We start from the raw sequence: 17,392 nt of genomic DNA on the forward strand, positions 1-17,392 counted from the left end.
CCCGCATAATTCCCTGACAATTCTGATAATGCAATAGATATCATCAGGAACAGGCCGCTTTCATGGTCAAAAAAACAACTTAAAACCATTTATTCAGCATTTAAATATCCCGCAGCGGTCATTTTTCGTACAAGGCCGCTCGATTCTAGGAAATGACCAACAAAAAAGAAACAATAAAAAGCCGGTCACAAGGACCGGCTCCGACAAAAACGGACCTGGCTCACACCAGACCGGGGAAGACTCCCTTGATGCCCGCCACGATGATCTCGATGCCAAGGGACATCATGATGAGACCCATGATACGGGTCACCACGTTGATGCCGGTGTTGCCCATCAGCTTGAACAGCAGGGGAGCGGCGCGGAAGATGAGCCAGGAGCAGCAGGCAAACGCCACCACCACCACGAACATGCCGGCCATCTGGGGCAGGGTCTTCTGGCTGGCATAGACGATGGAAGAGGAGATGGCACCGGGTCCGGCCATCAGCGGCAGAGCCAGGGGCACCACGGCAATGGATTCACGCGCAGCCAGTTCACCCTTCTCCTGCTTGTTGTGCTTCACCTCCCCCAGCTTGCCCTGCAGCATCGACCAGGCGATCAGGGTGATCAGCGAGCCACCAGCAATGCGAAACGACGCCAGGGAGATGCCGAAACTGTCGAGGATGAGCTGTCCCATGCACATGGAGACCATTAAGATGATCATCACGGCAATGTGGGCGGTGGTGTTGGTCTTGCGTCGCTCCTCCGGCGACATGTGGCCCGTCAGGCTCACAAAGACCGGCAACAGACCCAGCGGGTTGATGATCGCAAACAGGCCGACGAAAAATTTCATGTATAAAGAGAAGTCTATTGCTGCCATAGGCGCCATCCAGAACCAATACGAGCCACAAGGGGCCAACCCCCAAACTACGCGTAAATTTACACCATGGCTTTTCCCTTCTCCAATCAAATAATCTCACCCTTACCGGGGCTTTTTAGTTAGTTCCGCTAATGTATCGACAAAATTCAACATATCGGGTTGTTAAGGGAGAGTGGCCACCATTAACATCGCCGGGTGCCATGACAGCGCGTTATATCAACCCTCAGCCAAGAAACGATATTTTCGGCAAATGGCACCCTTGCTTCTCACCACACCTGCTTGCCGCCCCCACCCGCTCCTGTGACCCCGATTTTGGCCTTTCTCACCCTGGTGCGGTGCCAGTGGGGCCGGCTGTGCAGAGGTGACAAGCTCCCTGCCACCGCCAGATGTGCTGTTTCGCCAGGGCGACTGGATGAAAACAACAACCCCTTTCTCAACATAAATGAAACGTCAGGGGGCTAGGCGTTCTGCCGCCATCATGGCAATGCCACCTTCCCCCATCCCGGTCAAGGCGAGAATTCATCGGATCCCCTTCCCTGAGCAGATATTTCAAGGGCGCGTGACAGCAGCTCGTGATGCCAAGAAAGGATGACACACTCCCGTAACATAGTGGTGCGATAAGGGGTGAAACAAAATTTCTTTTGTTCTTTTGTTACATATGATCCAGATCAATCTTTTCTGACACATCCCGACCCTATAATCGAGTCAGAAAACAGTTTACTAAGGCATGTAAATACCCCGTTATGGTGATTCTCGCCTTGACAAGGTGGCTATAATTGCCGGGCATTGCCAAGGTCTTACTAAACAGTTTTCAAATCATCAGGAGATAAACATGGCAGTAACCAATTTGGCTGAACTGGATGCACTGGTTGCCCGCGTCAAAGAAGCACAGCGTCAATTCGCCAGCTTCTCGCAAGAGCAGGTAGACAAGGTCTTCCGCGCCGCCGCTCTGGCCGCCAGCAACGCCCGTATCCCCCTGGCCCAGATGGCCGTGGCTGAATCCGGCATGGGTATCATCGAAGACAAGGTTATCAAGAACCACTTCGCCTCCGAATACATCTACAACGCCTACAAAGATGAGAAGACTTGCGGCATCCTCAGTGAAGATGACGAGATGGGCACCATCACCATCGCCGAGCCGGTAGGCATCATCTGCGGTATCGTACCGACCACCAACCCGACTTCCACCGCGATCTTCAAGGCCCTCATCTCCCTGAAGACCCGCAATGCCATCATCTTCTCCCCGCACCCCCGCGCCAAGAACTCCACCAATACCGCTGCCAAGCTGGTACTGGATGCTGCCGTGGCTGCCGGTGCGCCGAAAGACATCATCGGCTGGATTGATCAACCCTCCGTCGAACTCTCCAACGCCCTGATGCGTCACGACGACATCAACCTGATCCTGGCCACCGGTGGCCCGGGCATGGTGAAGGCCGCCTACTCCTCCGGCAAACCCGCCATCGGCGTGGGTGCGGGCAACGTGCCCATCGTCATCGACGAAACCGCCGACGTGAAGCGTGCCGTCGCCTCCATCCTGATGTCCAAGACCTTCGACAACGGCGTGGTCTGTGCCTCCGAGCAGGCTGTCATCGTGGTCGACTCCATCTACAACCAGGTCAAGGAGCGTTTCGCGACCCACGCCGGCTACATCCTCTCCAAGGACGAAGCGGACAAGGTGCGTAAAGTGCTGCTGATCAACGGCGCCCTGAACGCCGACATCGTGGGCCAGCCTGCCACCAAGATCGCCGCCATGGCCGGTGTGACCGTGCCTGCCACCACCAAGATCCTCATCGGTGAAGGTCTGGAACTCTGCGCGGAAGACGAGTTCGCTCACGAGAAACTCTCTCCAACGCTGGGTATGTTCCGTGCCAAGAACTTCGAAGAAGCCGTCGAAATGGCCTGCGACATGGTCAACATCGGTGGTATCGGCCACACCTCCGGTCTCTATACCGACCAGGATCGCAATGCCGACCGCATCAAGTACTTCGGCGACAAGATGAAGACCGCCCGTATCCTCATCAACACCCCCTCCACCCAGGGTGGTATCGGTGACCTGTACAACTTCGCGCTGGCCCCGTCCCTGACCCTGGGTTGCGGCTCCTGGAGTGGTAACTCCATCTCCGAGAACGTCGGTCCCAAGCACTTGATCAACAAGAAGACAGTCGCAAAACGGGCAGAAAATATGCTGTGGCACAAACTTCCGAAATCCATCTACTTCCGTCGTGGTTCCCTGCCGATCGCCCTGGGCGACCTGGAAGGCAAGAAGCGCGCCATGGTGGTGACCGACCGATTCCTGTTCAACAACGGCTATGCCGATGAAGTGGTTCGCCTGCTCAAGAAGCTGAACATGGAAGTGGAGATCTTCTACGAAGTGGAAGCCGACCCCACCCTGTCCGTGGTCCGCAAGGGCGCCGAGATGGCCAACTCCTTCAAGCCGGACGTGATCGTCGCCCTGGGTGGTGGTTCACCCATGGATGCCGCCAAGATCATGTGGGTCATGTACGAGCACCCGGATACCGCGTTCGAAGACCTGGCCATGCGCTTCATGGACATCCGCAAGCGTATCTACAAGTTCCCGAAAATGGGCGTGAAGGCCGAACTGGTCTGTATCACCACCACGTCCGGTACCGGTTCTGAAGTGACCCCGTTTGCGGTCGTGACCGACGACGCCACCGGCATGAAGTACCCGCTGGCCGACTACGAGCTGACCCCGAACATGGCCATCGTGGATGCCAACCTGGTGATGGGCATGCCCAAATCCCTGTGTGCCTTCGGTGGTATCGACGCAGTGACCCACGCCATGGAAGCCTATGTCTCCGTGCTGGCCAACGAATACTCCGACGGTCAGGCGCTACAAGCCCTGAAACTGCTGAAGGACTACCTGCCCTCCAGCTACATCAACGGCGCCAACGACCCGGTTGCCCGCGAGAAGGTGCACAACGCCGCCACCATCGCTGGTATCGCGTTTGCCAACGCCTTCCTGGGTGTGTGCCACTCCATGGCCCACAAACTGGGTGCGGAGTTCCACATCCCCCACGGTCTGGCCAACGCCCTGCTGATCAGCAACGTCATCCGCTACAACGCGAACGACAACCCGACCAAGCAGACCGCGTTCTCCCAGTACGACCGTCCGCAGGCTCGCCGTCGCTACGCCGAAGTGGCTGACCACCTGGGCCTGACCGCTGCCGGTGACCGTACCGCCGCCAAGATCGAGAAGCTGCTGACCTGGCTGGACGAGCTGAAGGCCACCCTGGGGATCCCGGCCTCCATCCGCGAAGCCGGCGTGAACGAAGCGGACTTCCTGGCCAAGGTAGACCAGCTGGCCCTGGAAGCCTTCGATGACCAGTGCACCGGCGCCAACCCGCGCTACCCGCTGATCACCGAGCTGAAAGCCATCCTGATGGACACCTACTACGGCCGTCCCTTCATCGAGGAAGCCCCTGCTGCCGCCCCGGTTGCAGCCAAGGTCGACACCAAGGTGGACAACAAGAAAAAATCCAAGGCCTGATAAACGCCACGGATGACAAGAGCCCGCGCACATGCGCGGGCTTTTTTGTTTGTCTATCTGTTTAATTTTGCTAGCTTGTTGATAGGCAAATTCGACAGAAGAGCTAGTCCATGGCGCTGATACAGGCCTCCATCGAGCAGTTGAGAGTCGGCCACTACATCCATCTTCCCACGGGATGGACGAGCCACCCTTTCATGTTCAACGCCTTCAAAATCAAGGACCAGCAGCAGCTCGACATCATCCGCCACCTCGACCTGACCCTGCTGATGGTGGATCCCGACAAGAGCGATCTGCCGGTAGAGCCCCTGCTGCGGGCCGAACCCGTTCCCTCTCTTGAGATGAGCGACACCGGGGATACCGCCCCCTCTTCTGAGGGCCCCACCTTCGACGAAAAGGCGTTCAGGCGCTCCCTTCGCATCGCGGACAAGGCGTTCGGTCAATCCCTGTCAGATCTTCGCGACGCCCTTGGCGCCCTCAACCTCAAACCGGACGAAGGCCTGGCCAATACTGCGCAGATAGTGCGCAGCACCGCCGCCCGTCTGGCAGAACACCAGGGGCCGCTCGGTCTGCACCTCATCCGCAGCCAGAACACGGATACCCTGCTGCAACACAGCCTGAGCGTGGCCTTCATCGCCATGCTGGTGGCACGGGAGCTTGGCATGAATCCCGTCGAGATCGAGGAGACCGGTCTGGCGGGCCTGATCCACGACATCGGCGAGCTCAGGATCCCGAGCCAGATCATCCAGAAGCGGGGGGAGCTCAGCAAGGCGGAGCAGAATTTCCTCAACATGCACCCCCAGTACGGACTGGTGATGCTCACCCAGTTGCAGGCTTTCGAACCCAGGATCCGTGAGGTCGCCTACCTGCATCACGAACGCCTCGATGGCAGCGGTTTTCCCCTCGGGATCAAGGGCGACAAGATCCCCCCTCTCGCCCGCCTCATCGGGCTGGTGGATCACTATGACGAGCTGCTTCACCCGCGCAGCGGCCTCAACCCGCCGGGGCCCAGCCAGGTGATCGGCCAGCTCTACAAGCTCTCCCAGAAGAAGTTCGAGCAAACCCAGGTCAGGTTGCTGATAAAGGTGCTGGGGGTCTATCCACCGGGTTCCCTGGTGCGCCTGGATGACGATGCCCTGGCCCTGGTGCTCTCCACCGAGCCCAGCATGCCCCTCAGACCCAAGGTGCTGCCCTACCTCAAGGGGCAGCGGCCGGAAGGAGTGGCCATGATCGATCTGCGGGAAGATGCGCGAAGCATCGTCGCCACCCTCAGACAGGAAGAGCTGGACGACGCGCAACGCGCTTTTTTCGGTCTGGGTCGGCGGGTCTGTTACTATTTCGCCTTCTGAGTTATCCCCAGAAGCTGGGGATAACTCATTGGACAAACCTGAATAATTGCTCAGGTCCCCTCGAAATCGTCCACCATTGGAGCTGGATAAAAAACGCCCAGCCGATGGCCGGGCGGAGCATGCCACCTCCGTGTGGCGTATCCGGTGGATACCTTCATGCTCGCATCAACAATATCAAGCGGGCATCGATTACACAAATATCAATTTAACGTGCTGATTTTATATGGTTTTATTTTTCCATTCTGGCAAACTGCCGCAGCGTTCAGCCCGCAGCCCGCATCAAGACGGGCTCAGGCTCACCCTGCGTCATGACAACGCCCGGCTCCGGCGTGGTGTTTGAGGAAGCTTTTTTATGCAACTAGTCCTCTCTCTGCTCCAGCAGATGAGCGTCAGCCTGGTCATCGCCTACCTTTTTTCCAAAAGCCCCCTGTTGCGTCCCCTGGCCAACTACTCCGTCAGGCTGCCCCACAAGGTGCTCATCTATGTCATCTTCTCCTGCTTTTGCATCCTGGGAACCTATGTGGGCCTCGACATCGATGACGCCATCGCCAACACCCGGGCGGTCGGTGCCGTACTGGGGGGACTGCTGGGCGGCCCCCTGGTGGGATTCCTGGTGGGGCTGACCGGCGGCCTGCACCGCTATACTCTGGGGGGGTTCACCGATCTCGCCTGCGCCATCTCCACCACCTGCGAGGGGCTGTTGGGGGGGCTGGTGCACTGGCGGCTGATGCGGGCAGGCAGGGTCAATGACCTCTTTGCACCCAGGGTCGCCTTCTTTACCACCTTCGTGGCCGAGATCATGCAGATGGTGATCATCCTGCTGGTCGCCACCCCCTTCGACAAGTCCCTGCTGCTGGTGCGCACCATCGCCACCCCCATGATCCTCGCCAACTCCTGCGGGGCGGCGCTCTTCATCAGCATGATCCGCGACCAGCAGCGGATGTACGAAAAGTTCTCCCGGGTCTTCTCCGCCAAGGCGCTCACCATCGCCAACCGCACCGTCGGCATCATGAGCCAGGGGTTCACTCCGGAGGCCAGCGGCAAGATAGCCCATATCGTTCAGGAAGAGACCGGCGTCGGCGCCGTCGCCATCACGGACACCGACAAGATCCTCGCCTTCATCGGCACCGGAGAAGATCACCACAAGCCGGGTACCCCCATCACCTCGGCGATCACCCTGCAAGCCATCGCCCAGAACAAGGTGCTGTTCGCCGATGGCAACAGCCAGCCCTATCGTTGCAGCATCTCCCCCCAGTGCCAGCTCGGCTCCGTGCTGGTGATCCCCCTGCAGGGTGACGAGGGGGTGATCGGCACCATCAAGCTCTATGAGCCCAAGAAGCGGCTCTTCCTCAAGATCAATCACACCCTGGGAGAAGGGATCGCCAACCTGTTGTCCCAGCAGTTGCTGGCAGGCCGCCTGGAGCAGCAGCAGCGCCTGCTGGTGCAATCCGAGCTCAAGCTGGTGCAGGCACAGATAAACCCGCACTTCCTGTTCAACACCCTCAACACCATCAGCGCCATTACCCGCCGCGATCCGGGACGGGCACGGGAGCTGCTGCTGCACCTCTCCCGCTTCTTTCGCAACAACCTCAAGCGCCAGAGCGGCCTGACCACGCTGCGTGAGGAGCAGGAGCACTGCCTCTCCTACCTGGAGATAGAGCAGGCCCGCTTTGGCGAGCGGCTCACCGTCATCAACGAGATCCCGCCCCACCTTGCCGAGGTGCAACTGCCGAGCTTCACCCTGCAGCCCCTCATCGAGAATGCCATCAAGCACGGCATCTGCTCCCTGCTGGGAGAGGGGCGACTTCGCCTCTTCGCGAGGGAAACCCCCGAGGCGATCACCCTTTGCGTCGAAGACAACGCCGGGGCCTGGCAACCATCCGGCCAGGGGGATGGTCTGGGGATGAGCCTGGTGGACAAGCGCCTCAAGAGTGCCTTTGGCGAGCGCTATGGCATTGACGTCCAGTGGGAGCCAGAGCAATGGACCCGGGTCTCCCTGACGCTCCCACGACAACCCCGCACCACCGCCAAGGAGATGACATGATCCGCACCCTGATCGTCGATGACGAGCCCTATGCCCGCGAAGAGCTGGCAGAGCTGCTGGCCAGCGATCCCGACATCGAGATCCTGGGCATGGCGGGCAACGCCATCGAGGCGCTCGGCCTCATCCAGCAACTCAAGCCGGATGTGGTGTTTCTCGATATCCAGATGCCCAAACTCAGCGGCATGGAGCTGGTGGCCATGCTCGATCCCCTGCCCCGCATCGTCTTTGTCACCGCCTTTGACGAGTACGCCATCCAGGCGTTCGAGGAGAACGCCTTCGATTACCTGCTCAAGCCGGTGGAGCCGGCGCGCCTCGCCAAGACCCTGGCGCGGCTCAGGCAGGACATCACCCCGCAACCGGTCGGGACCCTGGCCCCGACCATCCACCATATCCCCGGATACCTGCACAACCGGGTGCGGCTGCTCCCAACCTCCCAGGTGGAGTACGCCTTCTCCGATCTCGGCGGCGTCCATGTCGCCTGCCAGGGCGAGCTGTTTCACACCCAGCTCACCCTCAAGTCCCTCGAGGAGAAGACCCCGCTGCTGCGCTGTCACCGCCAGTATCTGGTGGCCCCGGCCGCCATCTTCGAAATCCGTTTGCTGGAGAATCAACTGGCGGAGATCGTGACCCCGAGCGGGGCCCGGGTACCGGTCAGCCGCCGCTACCTCAAGGAGCTAAAAGACGAGCTGGGACTGGAATAAAGCGGGGCGCGATGTGCGCCGGATCACAGCGGGCAACCACTCGGCTCGCCATGTCGCCGCTCACCCTCTTTCACCTGCCGTTAACAGAAGTCCCCCCTACACTGGCTGCGCACACCAAAAAATAACAAAGCAGGAGCGTAGCAATGATCTGGTTCTTCCTCTGTGTCGGCTTGTTGATAGCCGGCTACTTCGTATACGGCAAATTCATCGAACGGATATTCGGGCCCAAACCCGAGTTGAAGACCCCCGCCATCACCATGGCGGACGGGGTGGACTATGTCCCCATGTCGGACAAGAAGGTCTACCTGGTTCAACTGCTCAACATCGCCGGCGTCGGCCCCATCTTCGGCCCCATCCTGGGTGCCCTCTATGGTCCGGTCGCCATGCTCTGGATCGTCTTTGGCTGCATCTTCGCCGGTGCGGTCCACGACTATTTCTCCGGCATGCTGTCGGTACGCGCCAGGGGCGCCTCGGTGCCGACCGTGGTCGGTGAGCACCTGGGCACCGCCGCCAAGCACTTCATGAACCTCTTTGCCGTGGTGCTCCTGATGCTGGTGGGCGTGGTCTTCGTCCTGAGCCCGGCGGGCCTGCTCGCCAACCTCACCTCCACCGATCTGGTCTACTGGATTGCGGCCATCTTCGCCTACTACATCCTCGCGACCATCGTCCCCATCGACAAGATCATCGGCCGCTTCTACCCCATCTTCGGTGCGCTGCTGGTCTTCATGTCGGTCGGCCTCATCATCGGCCTCATCGTCTCCGGCAAGGGCTTCTACAACACCGGGATGGACTTCTCCAACCTGCACCCGACGGACCTGCCGCTCTGGCCGCTGCTGTTCATCACCATCGCCTGTGGTGCCGTCTCCGGTTTCCACGCCACCCAGTCCCCGCTGATGGCGCGCTGCATGCAGAACGAGAGCTCCGGTCGCTTCATCTTCTACGGCGCCATGATAGGGGAAGGCATCATCGCCCTCATCTGGTGCACCCTGGGTCTCTCCTTCTACGACAGCACCGAGGCACTCAACGCCACCCTGGCCAGCGGCGGCCCCTCTGCCGTGGTGCACGAAGTCTCCACCAGCCTGCTCGGTACCGTGGGCGGCATCCTGGCGATCCTCGGCGTGGTGATCCTGCCCATCACCTCCGGTGACACCGCGTTTCGCAGTGCCCGCCTCATCGTGGCGGACTTCCTGAACCTGACCCAGAAGCCCATGGCCAAGCGTCTGCTCATCGCCATCCCCATGTTCATCCTTGGTTTCATCATCTCCAAGGCCGAGTTCGGGGTGATCTGGCGCTACTTCGGCTGGGCCAACCAGACCACCGCCGTCATCATGCTGTGGGCTGCGGCCGCCTACCTCATCAAGGAAGGCAAGCTGCACTGGGTATGCACCATTCCCGCCATCTTCATGACCGCAGTGGTCATCACCTACCTGGCCAACGCCCCCATCGGTTTCGGCCTCGAGATGAATGTTTCCACCATCATCGGTCTGGTGAGCACCGCCCTCATCACCCTCGCCTTCCTGGTGAAATTCAGGCCCTCCCAACTGAGAGAGGCCAAGGAGAACTGAGGCGTCAGCTTCTCTTCATGACAAGAGGCCCGGCATTGCTGCCGGGCCTCTGCTTTTTGTGGTCACTCCCTGACGGGGGGCTCGGCGGGATCGGGCGCCCGGGCCGGCGCCTGATACCACTGCTCCCTGGCCACCAGCACAGCCTGCTCCGGCTGGGCAATGAAGTTGGGGGACATGATCTGCACCCCGAACTCGTTGAAGACATCCTGAATATGGCCATGGAGCTCCGTCTTGACCACCGCAGGGAGTTCGCTTGCCTTCATCCTCACCTGCAACTCGTACTCCACATACCAATCCTGCAGATTCAACTGCCGCACCAGGGGAGCTTCATCCTGATTGAGCCGGGTGCAGCGCCGCGCGGCCAGCTCCAGCATGGCATGTACCTGACGCCAGGGGGTGTCATAACCGATGGTCACCTTGGTCAACAGGGCCACCCCCTTCTCGCCCGCCAGCCGTGTCAGGTTCACCACCTTGCCCCCCACCACCACTGCATTGGGCAGTGTGACCTCGTGATCCTGGCGCGTCACCAGCTTGGTCGAGAGGGCATTGAGCTCGCTCACCATCCCTTCCACCTCGCCGATCTGCACCAGATCCCCTGGCCGCAGTGCGCGGGAGTAAATGAGCACCAGGCCGCTCATGGCATGGTTCATGATACCGGCCGATCCCAGTGTCACCATCAGACCGAAGAAGACGCTGATCCCCTTGAAGGCATCGGAATCCGCCCCCGGCAGATAGGGGTAGGCCACGGTCAGGGCAAACAGCCAGATCACCACTGACAGCAGTCGCCGGGTGGCGCCTATGGTCTCGGCGTGCAAACCCTGCACCCGAAACTGGCCACGCTCGATGCGGTCGAAGAGGATGGCCAGCATCTTGATGAAGAAACGGGTGATGACCACGATAAGCAGCACGGTTACCAGACCGGGCATGGCGGCAATCATGCCCTCCAGCATGTCGCCACACAGGGCAAACAGGGATTCCCCAAGCTGATAGCTCCAGGCCCGGGTCTGGGGGAACAGGCCGAGCACATAGGTCAGCCAGCCATAGGTGAGCATGAAGATGAGCAGCAGCGTGATGAGGCCGAAGAAGATCAGGCTGACCACCACCGCCAAGCCGACGGCTCTGAGCAAATAGGGGGGCGAGTGCAGCTCGAGATACTTGATGCGCACGCCGTCGAGCCGATGCAGGACACGTTCGGCCGCCTGATCCAGGGTCAGCTCGTCGAATTCATCAAGGTCCCCTTCCAGCAGCACCAGAATGCGCTTGCCATTGACCAGAAACTCCCGGCTCTCCTGGCCGTGTCGGCTGCCTTTCGTCACGGCCACAGGCGTCATGAGGTCGCTTGGCTCCATCCGCTGAACTCGCTCATGGGCCAGCCGTACCCTGGCCGCCCCATCCAGGTTGCCATATTTAGCCGTCAGCATGACGATGGGTTCATGAAGCAGGACCAGGGTCTGTGCCCGCTCCTGCTCATTGGGCTCCATTCTGGGTTCGGCGGTCCAGCCGAGGCGGGACCACAACAGGCAGATCAGCAACAGGCCAAGCCGCCATCCTTTGCCACTGCACCATTCGTTCATCAGGTTCACCTCTCACCTTGCCCGGGCATCCATTGCTGTTTGATTTTATCTAACCAAATCAATTTTGTGTGTTAAATGAGCAACCGATGAACCATGCCTGTACCGCCACACCAACTCTCTGATTGCAGACTTGCACCGACGGCATATGCTGTCATTATTGCCGAAGCCTCGACTCGACAATCGAAGCATTGTTAGCGACTCAGACGGGAGAAATCGATGGTACTTGACTACATTGCCCTGGGGATCCTGGTGTTTGTCGTCTTGGTCATGTTCTATGGCATTATCGTCATTCACGATATTCCATATGAAATTGCCAAGCACCGTAATCACCCCCACCAGGACGCCATTCACGTGGCAGGCTGGGTCAGCCTGTTCACCCTGCACGTGCTCTGGCCCTTCCTCTGGATCTGGGCCACGATTTATCGCCCCGATCGCGGCTGGGGCTTCTCGCAACGCCTACAACATGACGAAACAGAGATCAGCGCACTCAAAGAGGAGCTGGCAGCACTGCAGGCTCGCATGACCACGCTCGAACAGACCGACAAATAGGTAACGCCCCATGGACCTGCTACTTATTCTCACCTATACAGCCCTCTGCATAGGTATTTTCAAGATCTTCAAGATCCCGCTCAACAAGTGGACCGTGCCGACCGCCGTGCTGGGTGGCGTCATCATCATCGGCACACTCATCATGCTGATGAACTACAACCACCCCTATTCCGAGCTGGCTCGCAACTATTATGTCTCCACCCCGGTCGTGCCCCTGGTCAAGGGACGAGTCACCGACGTCCCGGTCAAGCCCAACCAGCCGGTCAAGAAAGGGGATGTGCTGTTTCGCATCGATGCTGAGCCCTTCCAGGAGAAGGTCGCCAGCCTGACGGCGCGCCTCGCCTCCAACACCGATTTTCTGAAGGCTCTGGACGCCCGCCTGCGCTCCGCCACCCTGGACAGGGATCGCGCCCAGGAGCTGATGCGACGGGGCATCGGCAAACAGCGCGACCTCGACGTCACCCAGGCCAACGTGGATGACATCGTCGCCCAGATAGATCAGCAGAAAGCGACCCTCAATGACCTGAGTGCCCAGCTCAACATCGCCAAGTACGATCTGGAGCAGACCGTGGTCTACGCCCCGAGTGACGGTCATGTCGTGCAACTGGCATTGCGCCCGGGCATGATTGCCGCCCCCTTCATGTTCCGCCCCGTGATGACCTTCATTCATGAAGATGCCAATGCCTATGTCGGCTGGTTCTGGCAGAACAGCATGCAGCGGCTCAAGGCGGGTGACGAGGCCGAAGTCGTGCTCGACGGTATCCCGGGTCGCATCTTCAAGGCCAAGGTGCAGTCCGTTATCCCGGCCATGGCACCGGGCAATATCCAGGCACAGGCGGGTCTTATCGATCAGACCTCGGCCCAGGTACCGGGTCGCCTGCCCATCGTGCTCGAGATCACTGATCCCGAGTGGGCAAACTACCAGGTGATCGCGGGTTCCAGCGGTCAGGCCGCCATCTATACCGAGCACTTCCACCACGTGGCCATCATGCGCAAGATCCTGATGCGCATGGGTAGCTGGCTCAACTACCTGTTCCCCTTCCACTGAGGTCCCTGACCTGCACGGGCCGGCATCCTGCCGGCCCGCTTCCTGTCAGCGCGAGCCTCCCTCGCTGCATTTTCCCCGCAAGATCCCTATAATGGCGCCACCTTGCGCCACAGCCGTTCCCCATGTTCGTTCTCAGACCCTATCAAACCGACGCGGTCAACGCCGTCATCAGCCACTTTCGCAAACACCCGGATCCCGCCGTGGTGGTGCTGCCCACCGGGGCCGGCAAGAGCCTGGTGATCGCCGAGCTGGCCCGCAAGGCCCGTGGCCGGGTGCTGGTGCTAGCTCACGTCAAGGAGCTGGTGGAACAGAACCACGCCAAGTACGAGGCCTGGGGACTCCGGGCCGACATCTTCGCCGCCGGGCTGGATCGGAAGGAGGCGAGCGCCCAGGTGGTGTTTGGCTCGGTGCAGTCGGTGGCGCGCAATCTGGATGCCTTCGACGGGGCTTTTTCGCTGCTCATCATCGACGAGTGCCACCGGGTCTCGCTCGATGACGACAGCCAATACCATCAGGTGATCGAGCATCTCAAGGCCGCCAATCCGGCCCTCAAGATCCTCGGGCTCACCGCCACCCCCTATCGGCTGGGGCTGGGCTGGATCTACCGGCGCCACTACCACGGCATGGTCAAGAGCCACGGCGAGCGGCTGTTCGGTGACTGCGTGTTCGAACTGCCCCTGCGCTTCATGGTGAAAAACGGCTACCTGACCCCGCCGCGCCTGGTGGACGCCCCCATCGTCCACTACGACTTCAGCAAGCTGGTGCCGCGGGAAAACGGCCTGTTCAGCGAGGCGCAGCTCAACGGCGAGATCAAGCGACAGGAGCGGGTCACCCCCCATATCCTGAGCCAGGTGCTGGAGTATGCGGCCGACCGGCAGGGGGTGATGATCTTCGCCGCCACCGTCGAGCATGCCCGGGAAATTCATGACCTGCTCGGTGCCAGAGACCAGCAGGCCGCCCTCGTCACCGGCGAGACGCCGGGACCGGAGCGCGACGCTCTAATCAGTGCCTTCAAGGCGCGCGAGCTCAAGTTTCTGGTCAACGTGGCAGTGCTCACCACCGGCTTCGATGCCCCCCACGTCGACCTCATCGTGATGCTGCGCCCCACCGAATCGGTGTCGCTCTATCAGCAGATTGTGGGACGGGGCCTGCGCCTCTCACCCGGCAAGAGCGATTGCCTGGTGCTCGACTACGCAGGCAACAACTTCAACCTGTTTGCCCCCGAAGTGGGGGAACCCAGGCCCCACGCCGGCACCGAGCCGGTTCAGGTGCCCTGCCCCGCCTGCGGCTTTGCCAACACTTTCTGGGGCAAGACCGACGAGGATGGCAAGGTGGTCGAACACTACGGCCGCCGCTGTCAGGGACTGTTTGAAGATGACGAGGGCAACCGCGAGGAGTGCGACTACCGCTTTCGCGCCAAGATCTGCCCAGGTTGCGGTGCTGAAAACGACATCGCCGCCCGCCGCTGCCAAAGCTGTGACCAGCTGCTGGTGGACCCTGACGACAAGCTCAAGGAGGCCCTCAATCTCAAGGACTGCATGGTGATCCGCTGCGCCGGTTTGACCCTGAGCCCTGGGCGCGGCAAGCAGGGGGAGCGGCTGGAGGTGACCTACCACGACGAGGATGGCCTGACCCTGACGGAGTACTTCCCCTTTCACTCCCGGGGTGCACAGCGCTTGTTTCAACAACGCTTTGTGCGTCATCATTGGCCCGCCCCGGGCTTGGAGCCCGAATTCACTACCCTGGCGAGCGTGATGCTCGCGGCAGACCAGTTCCGTCACCCGGATTTCGTCATCGCCCGCAAGTCGGGACGCTTCTGGCAGGTGAAGGAAAAAATATTCGATTACGAGGGGCGTTACCGGACTGCCAACGCCCCGGCCTGACCCCATGGCAGGCGATACCCGGCAGTCACCCGGTTTGATTATCGGGGCGGTTTCTGATGCCGCCCTTTCGTTCAGTTAGAGGATCCTATGCAGCGGCTGTTGATTGGTTTTTGTGCTCTCTTTTCTCTGGCGGTCCAGGCCGCCCCGCTGACCCCGCCCAAGGGGGGCCAGTACGCCGTCATCGTACAGGGTAACAACGGGGTGGAATTTGCCCGTCACGCCGATGACATGATAGCCCCCGCCTCCACCATGAAGGTGCTCACCGCGCTCGCCGCCCGCCTCGAACTCGGTGCCGACTTCCGCTTCGCCACCGACATCCAGGCCCAGCCCGGCGCCAAACAGGGCACTACCATCAACGGCGACATCTGGATCAACTTCGTCGGCGACCCGACCCTGTCGCGCATGGATCTGGTTGCCCTGTTCAAACAGTTGGGCGTCACCCGCATTCAGGGCAACGTCTATGTCAACACCGGTGCCTACAACGGCTATGAGCGTGGCAACGGCTGGTCCTGGGGGGATCAGACCCTCTGTTTCGCCGCTCCCGTCTCCTCGGTCATCATCGACAAGAACTGCGCCTACGGCACCATCACCGCCACCCAGATTGGCAAGCCTGCGGTGGGCAACGTGGCCACCGGCGTGCCCATCGGCATCGGCGCCGACAACGTGGAGGTGATGAGCTATGGCGACATGGCGCGTCAGTTCTGTGCTCTGGAAGTAGACATGGCCAAGGGCAACTTCTACGAGCTCAAGGGCTGCATCACCCCGAACAAGGAGCCACAAGGGCTGCGCTTTGCCATCCATGACGTGGAGGCCTGGGGCTGGGACAACATCCGCTGGGCCATGAACCGCGCCGGGATCAGCCACGACGGCCTGCTGCGGGTCACCCATCAGGCCCCTGTCGGTGCCCAGACCCTGGCGACCCACTACTCTGTCTCCCTGCCGGTGATGCTCGCCAAGATGTTGAAAAAGTCCGACAACCTCTACGCCGATACCTTCCTCAAAACCGTGGGGCGTCACTACTACAACAAGCCGGGCAGCTATCGCAGCGGCACCATGGCGGTGCGCGCCATCCTGACCAAGCACGGCATTGACCTTGGCAACGCCACCCTGGCCGACGGCTCCGGCCTCTCCGCCCACAATCTCATCAGCGCGCGCCAGATGTTGTCGGTGCTTAACTTCATCCAGAAGAACGATGCCGAGCTCGACTTCATCAAGCTGCTGCCAAGCTCCCAGGTGGACGGCACCCTGGCCTGGCGCCGCAGCGTCACCGCCCCCATGATGAAGAACAAGGTGCACGCCAAGACGGGCACCATCACCGGCACCTCGAACCTCGCCGGCTTCATCGACACCGCAAGTGGCCAGCGCAAGGCCTTCGTGATGTTCCAGCGCGGCCTGTCGCAAGACCCCGCCACCCACGAGCGCTATCGCGCCAGCAAGGCCCCCTGGCCCTGGACCGTCTTCGAAAAAGGCGTGCTGGAGAGCATCTACCAGCAGCAGCCCATCCAGATCGCCGAGCAGTGATGAACGATATAGGTGGCCTTGCCAGCAAGGCGGCCCCCATTCCCCGACCTTGGCGCGAGACAGGGGCTCTGGAGCCTTCATCAGCAATGGGCGCAATCGGGGGTGGCGAACGGACGCATCGCTATTTTCGGCTTTGACTGGCACGGCGGCGGGGCTATGCTGTGCCCAGCCTCATCTCAATGGCCTTCTTCAACGGCTTGTTTAATGGAGAGAAAAGATGTTTGTAGAGATTTTTGGTCGTCCCGGTTGCCCCTATTGCGTGCGTGCCAAGCAGATTGCCGAGCAACTGACCGAGGAGCGCGATGACTTCGAGTTCCGCTACGTGGATATCAACGTGGCCGGGCTGACCAAGGACGATCTCGCCGCCAAGGCGGGCAAGCCGGTCACCACTGTGCCGCAGATCTTCCTGGATGAGCAGCACATCGGCGGCTGCACCGATTTTGAGGCCTATGCCAGAGCCAATCTGGGTCTGTAAGCCCCGACACCATGAAAAAAGGCGCCTCTGGCGCCTTTTTTCATGTCGCCAAGCCTGCCTCAGGCCACCGGCGTGAAGCGGCTCACCACCTGTCCCTGATGTTCAATCCACTCCATGAACATGGCGACGGGGCGGGCATAGACCTGACCATCCTGTTCGGATTGATAGATCACCAGCTGCTCCTGGGTTTCGGTGTGCAAGGCCAGGGCAAGAACCTGGTAATAGCCCCCCTTGAAATGGCGGTAGCGACCGGTGGCGGGTGCCTGCATGAGTGAACCTCGAGAGCGGGAAGATGAGCCCCTGTGCCTGCGTGCTCCCCTGG

13 protein-coding genes are annotated in these 17,392 nt (G+C 60.6%); 10 read left to right on the top strand and 3 right to left on the bottom strand.

Annotated features, from left to right (window positions below; translation table 11 throughout):
• Positions 1–220: 220 nt before the first annotated feature.
• Positions 221–856, bottom strand: a complete 636-nt coding sequence (locus ACPW74_RS11615; RefSeq protein ID WP_049636966.1) for a YchE family NAAT transporter — start codon at positions 854–856, stop codon at positions 221–223.
• An 832-nt stretch (positions 857–1,688) separates the two neighbouring features.
• Between ACPW74_RS11615 and adhE the strand changes: the two genes are divergently transcribed.
• The 5 genes from adhE to ACPW74_RS11640 all read left to right on the top strand — a co-directional run bounded on the left by adhE (position 1,689) and on the right by ACPW74_RS11640 (position 10,020).
• A complete protein-coding gene (adhE, locus tag ACPW74_RS11620; protein ID WP_039038985.1) occupies positions 1,689–4,364 on the top strand; it encodes a bifunctional acetaldehyde-CoA/alcohol dehydrogenase in 2,676 nt (891 codons plus the stop codon).
• A gap of 110 nt (positions 4,365–4,474) precedes the next feature.
• Positions 4,475–5,710 carry an HD-GYP domain-containing protein gene (locus tag ACPW74_RS11625; protein ID WP_049636409.1) on the top strand — a complete coding sequence of 412 codons (1,236 nt, stop codon included), beginning with the start codon at positions 4,475–4,477 and terminating at the stop codon, positions 5,708–5,710.
• Between the two features lie 352 nt (positions 5,711–6,062).
• Positions 6,063–7,754 carry a sensor histidine kinase gene (locus tag ACPW74_RS11630; RefSeq protein WP_041212838.1) on the top strand — a complete coding sequence of 564 codons (1,692 nt, stop codon included), beginning with the start codon at positions 6,063–6,065 and terminating at the stop codon, positions 7,752–7,754.
• Positions 7,751–8,455: a two-component system response regulator BtsR gene (gene btsR / locus ACPW74_RS11635; protein WP_041215425.1), complete on the top strand. Its 705-nt coding sequence runs from the start codon at positions 7,751–7,753 to the stop codon at positions 8,453–8,455. The genes ACPW74_RS11630 and btsR overlap by 4 nt, the downstream gene beginning before the upstream one ends.
• A gap of 143 nt (positions 8,456–8,598) precedes the next feature.
• Positions 8,599–10,020, top strand: a complete 1,422-nt coding sequence (locus tag ACPW74_RS11640; RefSeq protein WP_049636408.1) for a carbon starvation CstA family protein — start codon at positions 8,599–8,601, stop codon at positions 10,018–10,020.
• Between the two features lie 62 nt (positions 10,021–10,082).
• Here ACPW74_RS11640 and ACPW74_RS11645 read toward each other — a convergent pair whose 3' ends face one another.
• Positions 10,083–11,594 carry a mechanosensitive ion channel family protein gene (locus ACPW74_RS11645; RefSeq protein ID WP_223952513.1) on the bottom strand — a complete coding sequence of 504 codons (1,512 nt, stop codon included), beginning with the start codon at positions 11,592–11,594 and terminating at the stop codon, positions 10,083–10,085.
• A 216-nt stretch (positions 11,595–11,810) separates the two neighbouring features.
• Here ACPW74_RS11645 and ACPW74_RS11650 point away from each other — a divergent pair, with 216 nt between their 5' ends.
• From ACPW74_RS11650 to ACPW74_RS11670, 5 genes are all read left to right on the top strand, one after another.
• On the top strand, positions 11,811–12,143 hold the full coding sequence (locus ACPW74_RS11650) for a DUF3302 domain-containing protein (protein ID WP_039038991.1): 333 nt from the start codon (positions 11,811–11,813) through the stop codon (positions 12,141–12,143).
• Positions 12,144–12,153: 10 nt separating this feature from the next.
• Positions 12,154–13,191: an HlyD family secretion protein gene (locus ACPW74_RS11655; protein ID WP_041212836.1), complete on the top strand. Its 1,038-nt coding sequence runs from the start codon at positions 12,154–12,156 to the stop codon at positions 13,189–13,191.
• Between the two features lie 122 nt (positions 13,192–13,313).
• Entirely contained in the window at positions 13,314–15,074 is a 1,761-nt protein-coding gene (locus tag ACPW74_RS11660) for a DEAD/DEAH box helicase (protein ID WP_049636406.1), read from the top strand.
• 87 nt (positions 15,075–15,161) lie between these two features.
• Positions 15,162–16,595: a D-alanyl-D-alanine carboxypeptidase/D-alanyl-D-alanine endopeptidase gene (dacB, locus tag ACPW74_RS11665; RefSeq protein WP_043156376.1), complete on the top strand. Its 1,434-nt coding sequence runs from the start codon at positions 15,162–15,164 to the stop codon at positions 16,593–16,595.
• A gap of 217 nt (positions 16,596–16,812) precedes the next feature.
• Positions 16,813–17,070 carry a GrxA family glutaredoxin gene (locus ACPW74_RS11670; protein ID WP_010674029.1) on the top strand — a complete coding sequence of 86 codons (258 nt, stop codon included), beginning with the start codon at positions 16,813–16,815 and terminating at the stop codon, positions 17,068–17,070.
• 59 nt (positions 17,071–17,129) lie between these two features.
• On the opposite strand, the gene ACPW74_RS11675 is transcribed toward ACPW74_RS11670, so the two are convergent.
• On the bottom strand, positions 17,130–17,339 hold the full coding sequence (locus tag ACPW74_RS11675) for a DUF1653 domain-containing protein (protein WP_010674028.1): 210 nt from the start codon (positions 17,337–17,339) through the stop codon (positions 17,130–17,132).
• Positions 17,340–17,392 lie beyond the last annotated feature (53 nt).

It is taken from the genome of Aeromonas sp. INTO2, assembly GCF_049860605.1.
GTDB classification, from domain to species: Bacteria; Pseudomonadota; Gammaproteobacteria; order Enterobacterales; family Aeromonadaceae; genus Aeromonas; species Aeromonas caviae.

Excerpts from the sequence above, each read along its gene's own strand:
- ACPW74_RS11655 (WP_041212836.1), top strand. The coding sequence starts at position 12,154 with ATGGACCTGCTACTTATTCTCACCTATACAGCCCTCTGCATAGGTATT.
- ACPW74_RS11615 (WP_049636966.1), bottom strand. The coding sequence starts at position 856 with ATGGCAGCAATAGACTTCTCTTTATACATGAAATTTTTCGTCGGCCTG.
- dacB (WP_043156376.1), top strand. The coding sequence starts at position 15,162 with ATGCAGCGGCTGTTGATTGGTTTTTGTGCTCTCTTTTCTCTGGCGGTC.
- ACPW74_RS11640 (WP_049636408.1), top strand. The coding sequence starts at position 8,599 with ATGATCTGGTTCTTCCTCTGTGTCGGCTTGTTGATAGCCGGCTACTTC.
- ACPW74_RS11625 (WP_049636409.1), top strand. The coding sequence starts at position 4,475 with ATGGCGCTGATACAGGCCTCCATCGAGCAGTTGAGAGTCGGCCACTAC.
- ACPW74_RS11660 (WP_049636406.1), top strand. The coding sequence starts at position 13,314 with ATGTTCGTTCTCAGACCCTATCAAACCGACGCGGTCAACGCCGTCATC.
- ACPW74_RS11650 (WP_039038991.1), top strand. The coding sequence starts at position 11,811 with ATGGTACTTGACTACATTGCCCTGGGGATCCTGGTGTTTGTCGTCTTG.
- ACPW74_RS11645 (WP_223952513.1), bottom strand. The coding sequence starts at position 11,594 with ATGAACGAATGGTGCAGTGGCAAAGGATGGCGGCTTGGCCTGTTGCTG.
- btsR (WP_041215425.1), top strand. The coding sequence starts at position 7,751 with ATGATCCGCACCCTGATCGTCGATGACGAGCCCTATGCCCGCGAAGAG.
- ACPW74_RS11670 (WP_010674029.1), top strand. The coding sequence starts at position 16,813 with ATGTTTGTAGAGATTTTTGGTCGTCCCGGTTGCCCCTATTGCGTGCGT.
- adhE (WP_039038985.1), top strand. The coding sequence starts at position 1,689 with ATGGCAGTAACCAATTTGGCTGAACTGGATGCACTGGTTGCCCGCGTC.
- ACPW74_RS11630 (WP_041212838.1), top strand. The coding sequence starts at position 6,063 with ATGCAACTAGTCCTCTCTCTGCTCCAGCAGATGAGCGTCAGCCTGGTC.
- ACPW74_RS11675 (WP_010674028.1), bottom strand. The coding sequence starts at position 17,339 with ATGCAGGCACCCGCCACCGGTCGCTACCGCCATTTCAAGGGGGGCTAT.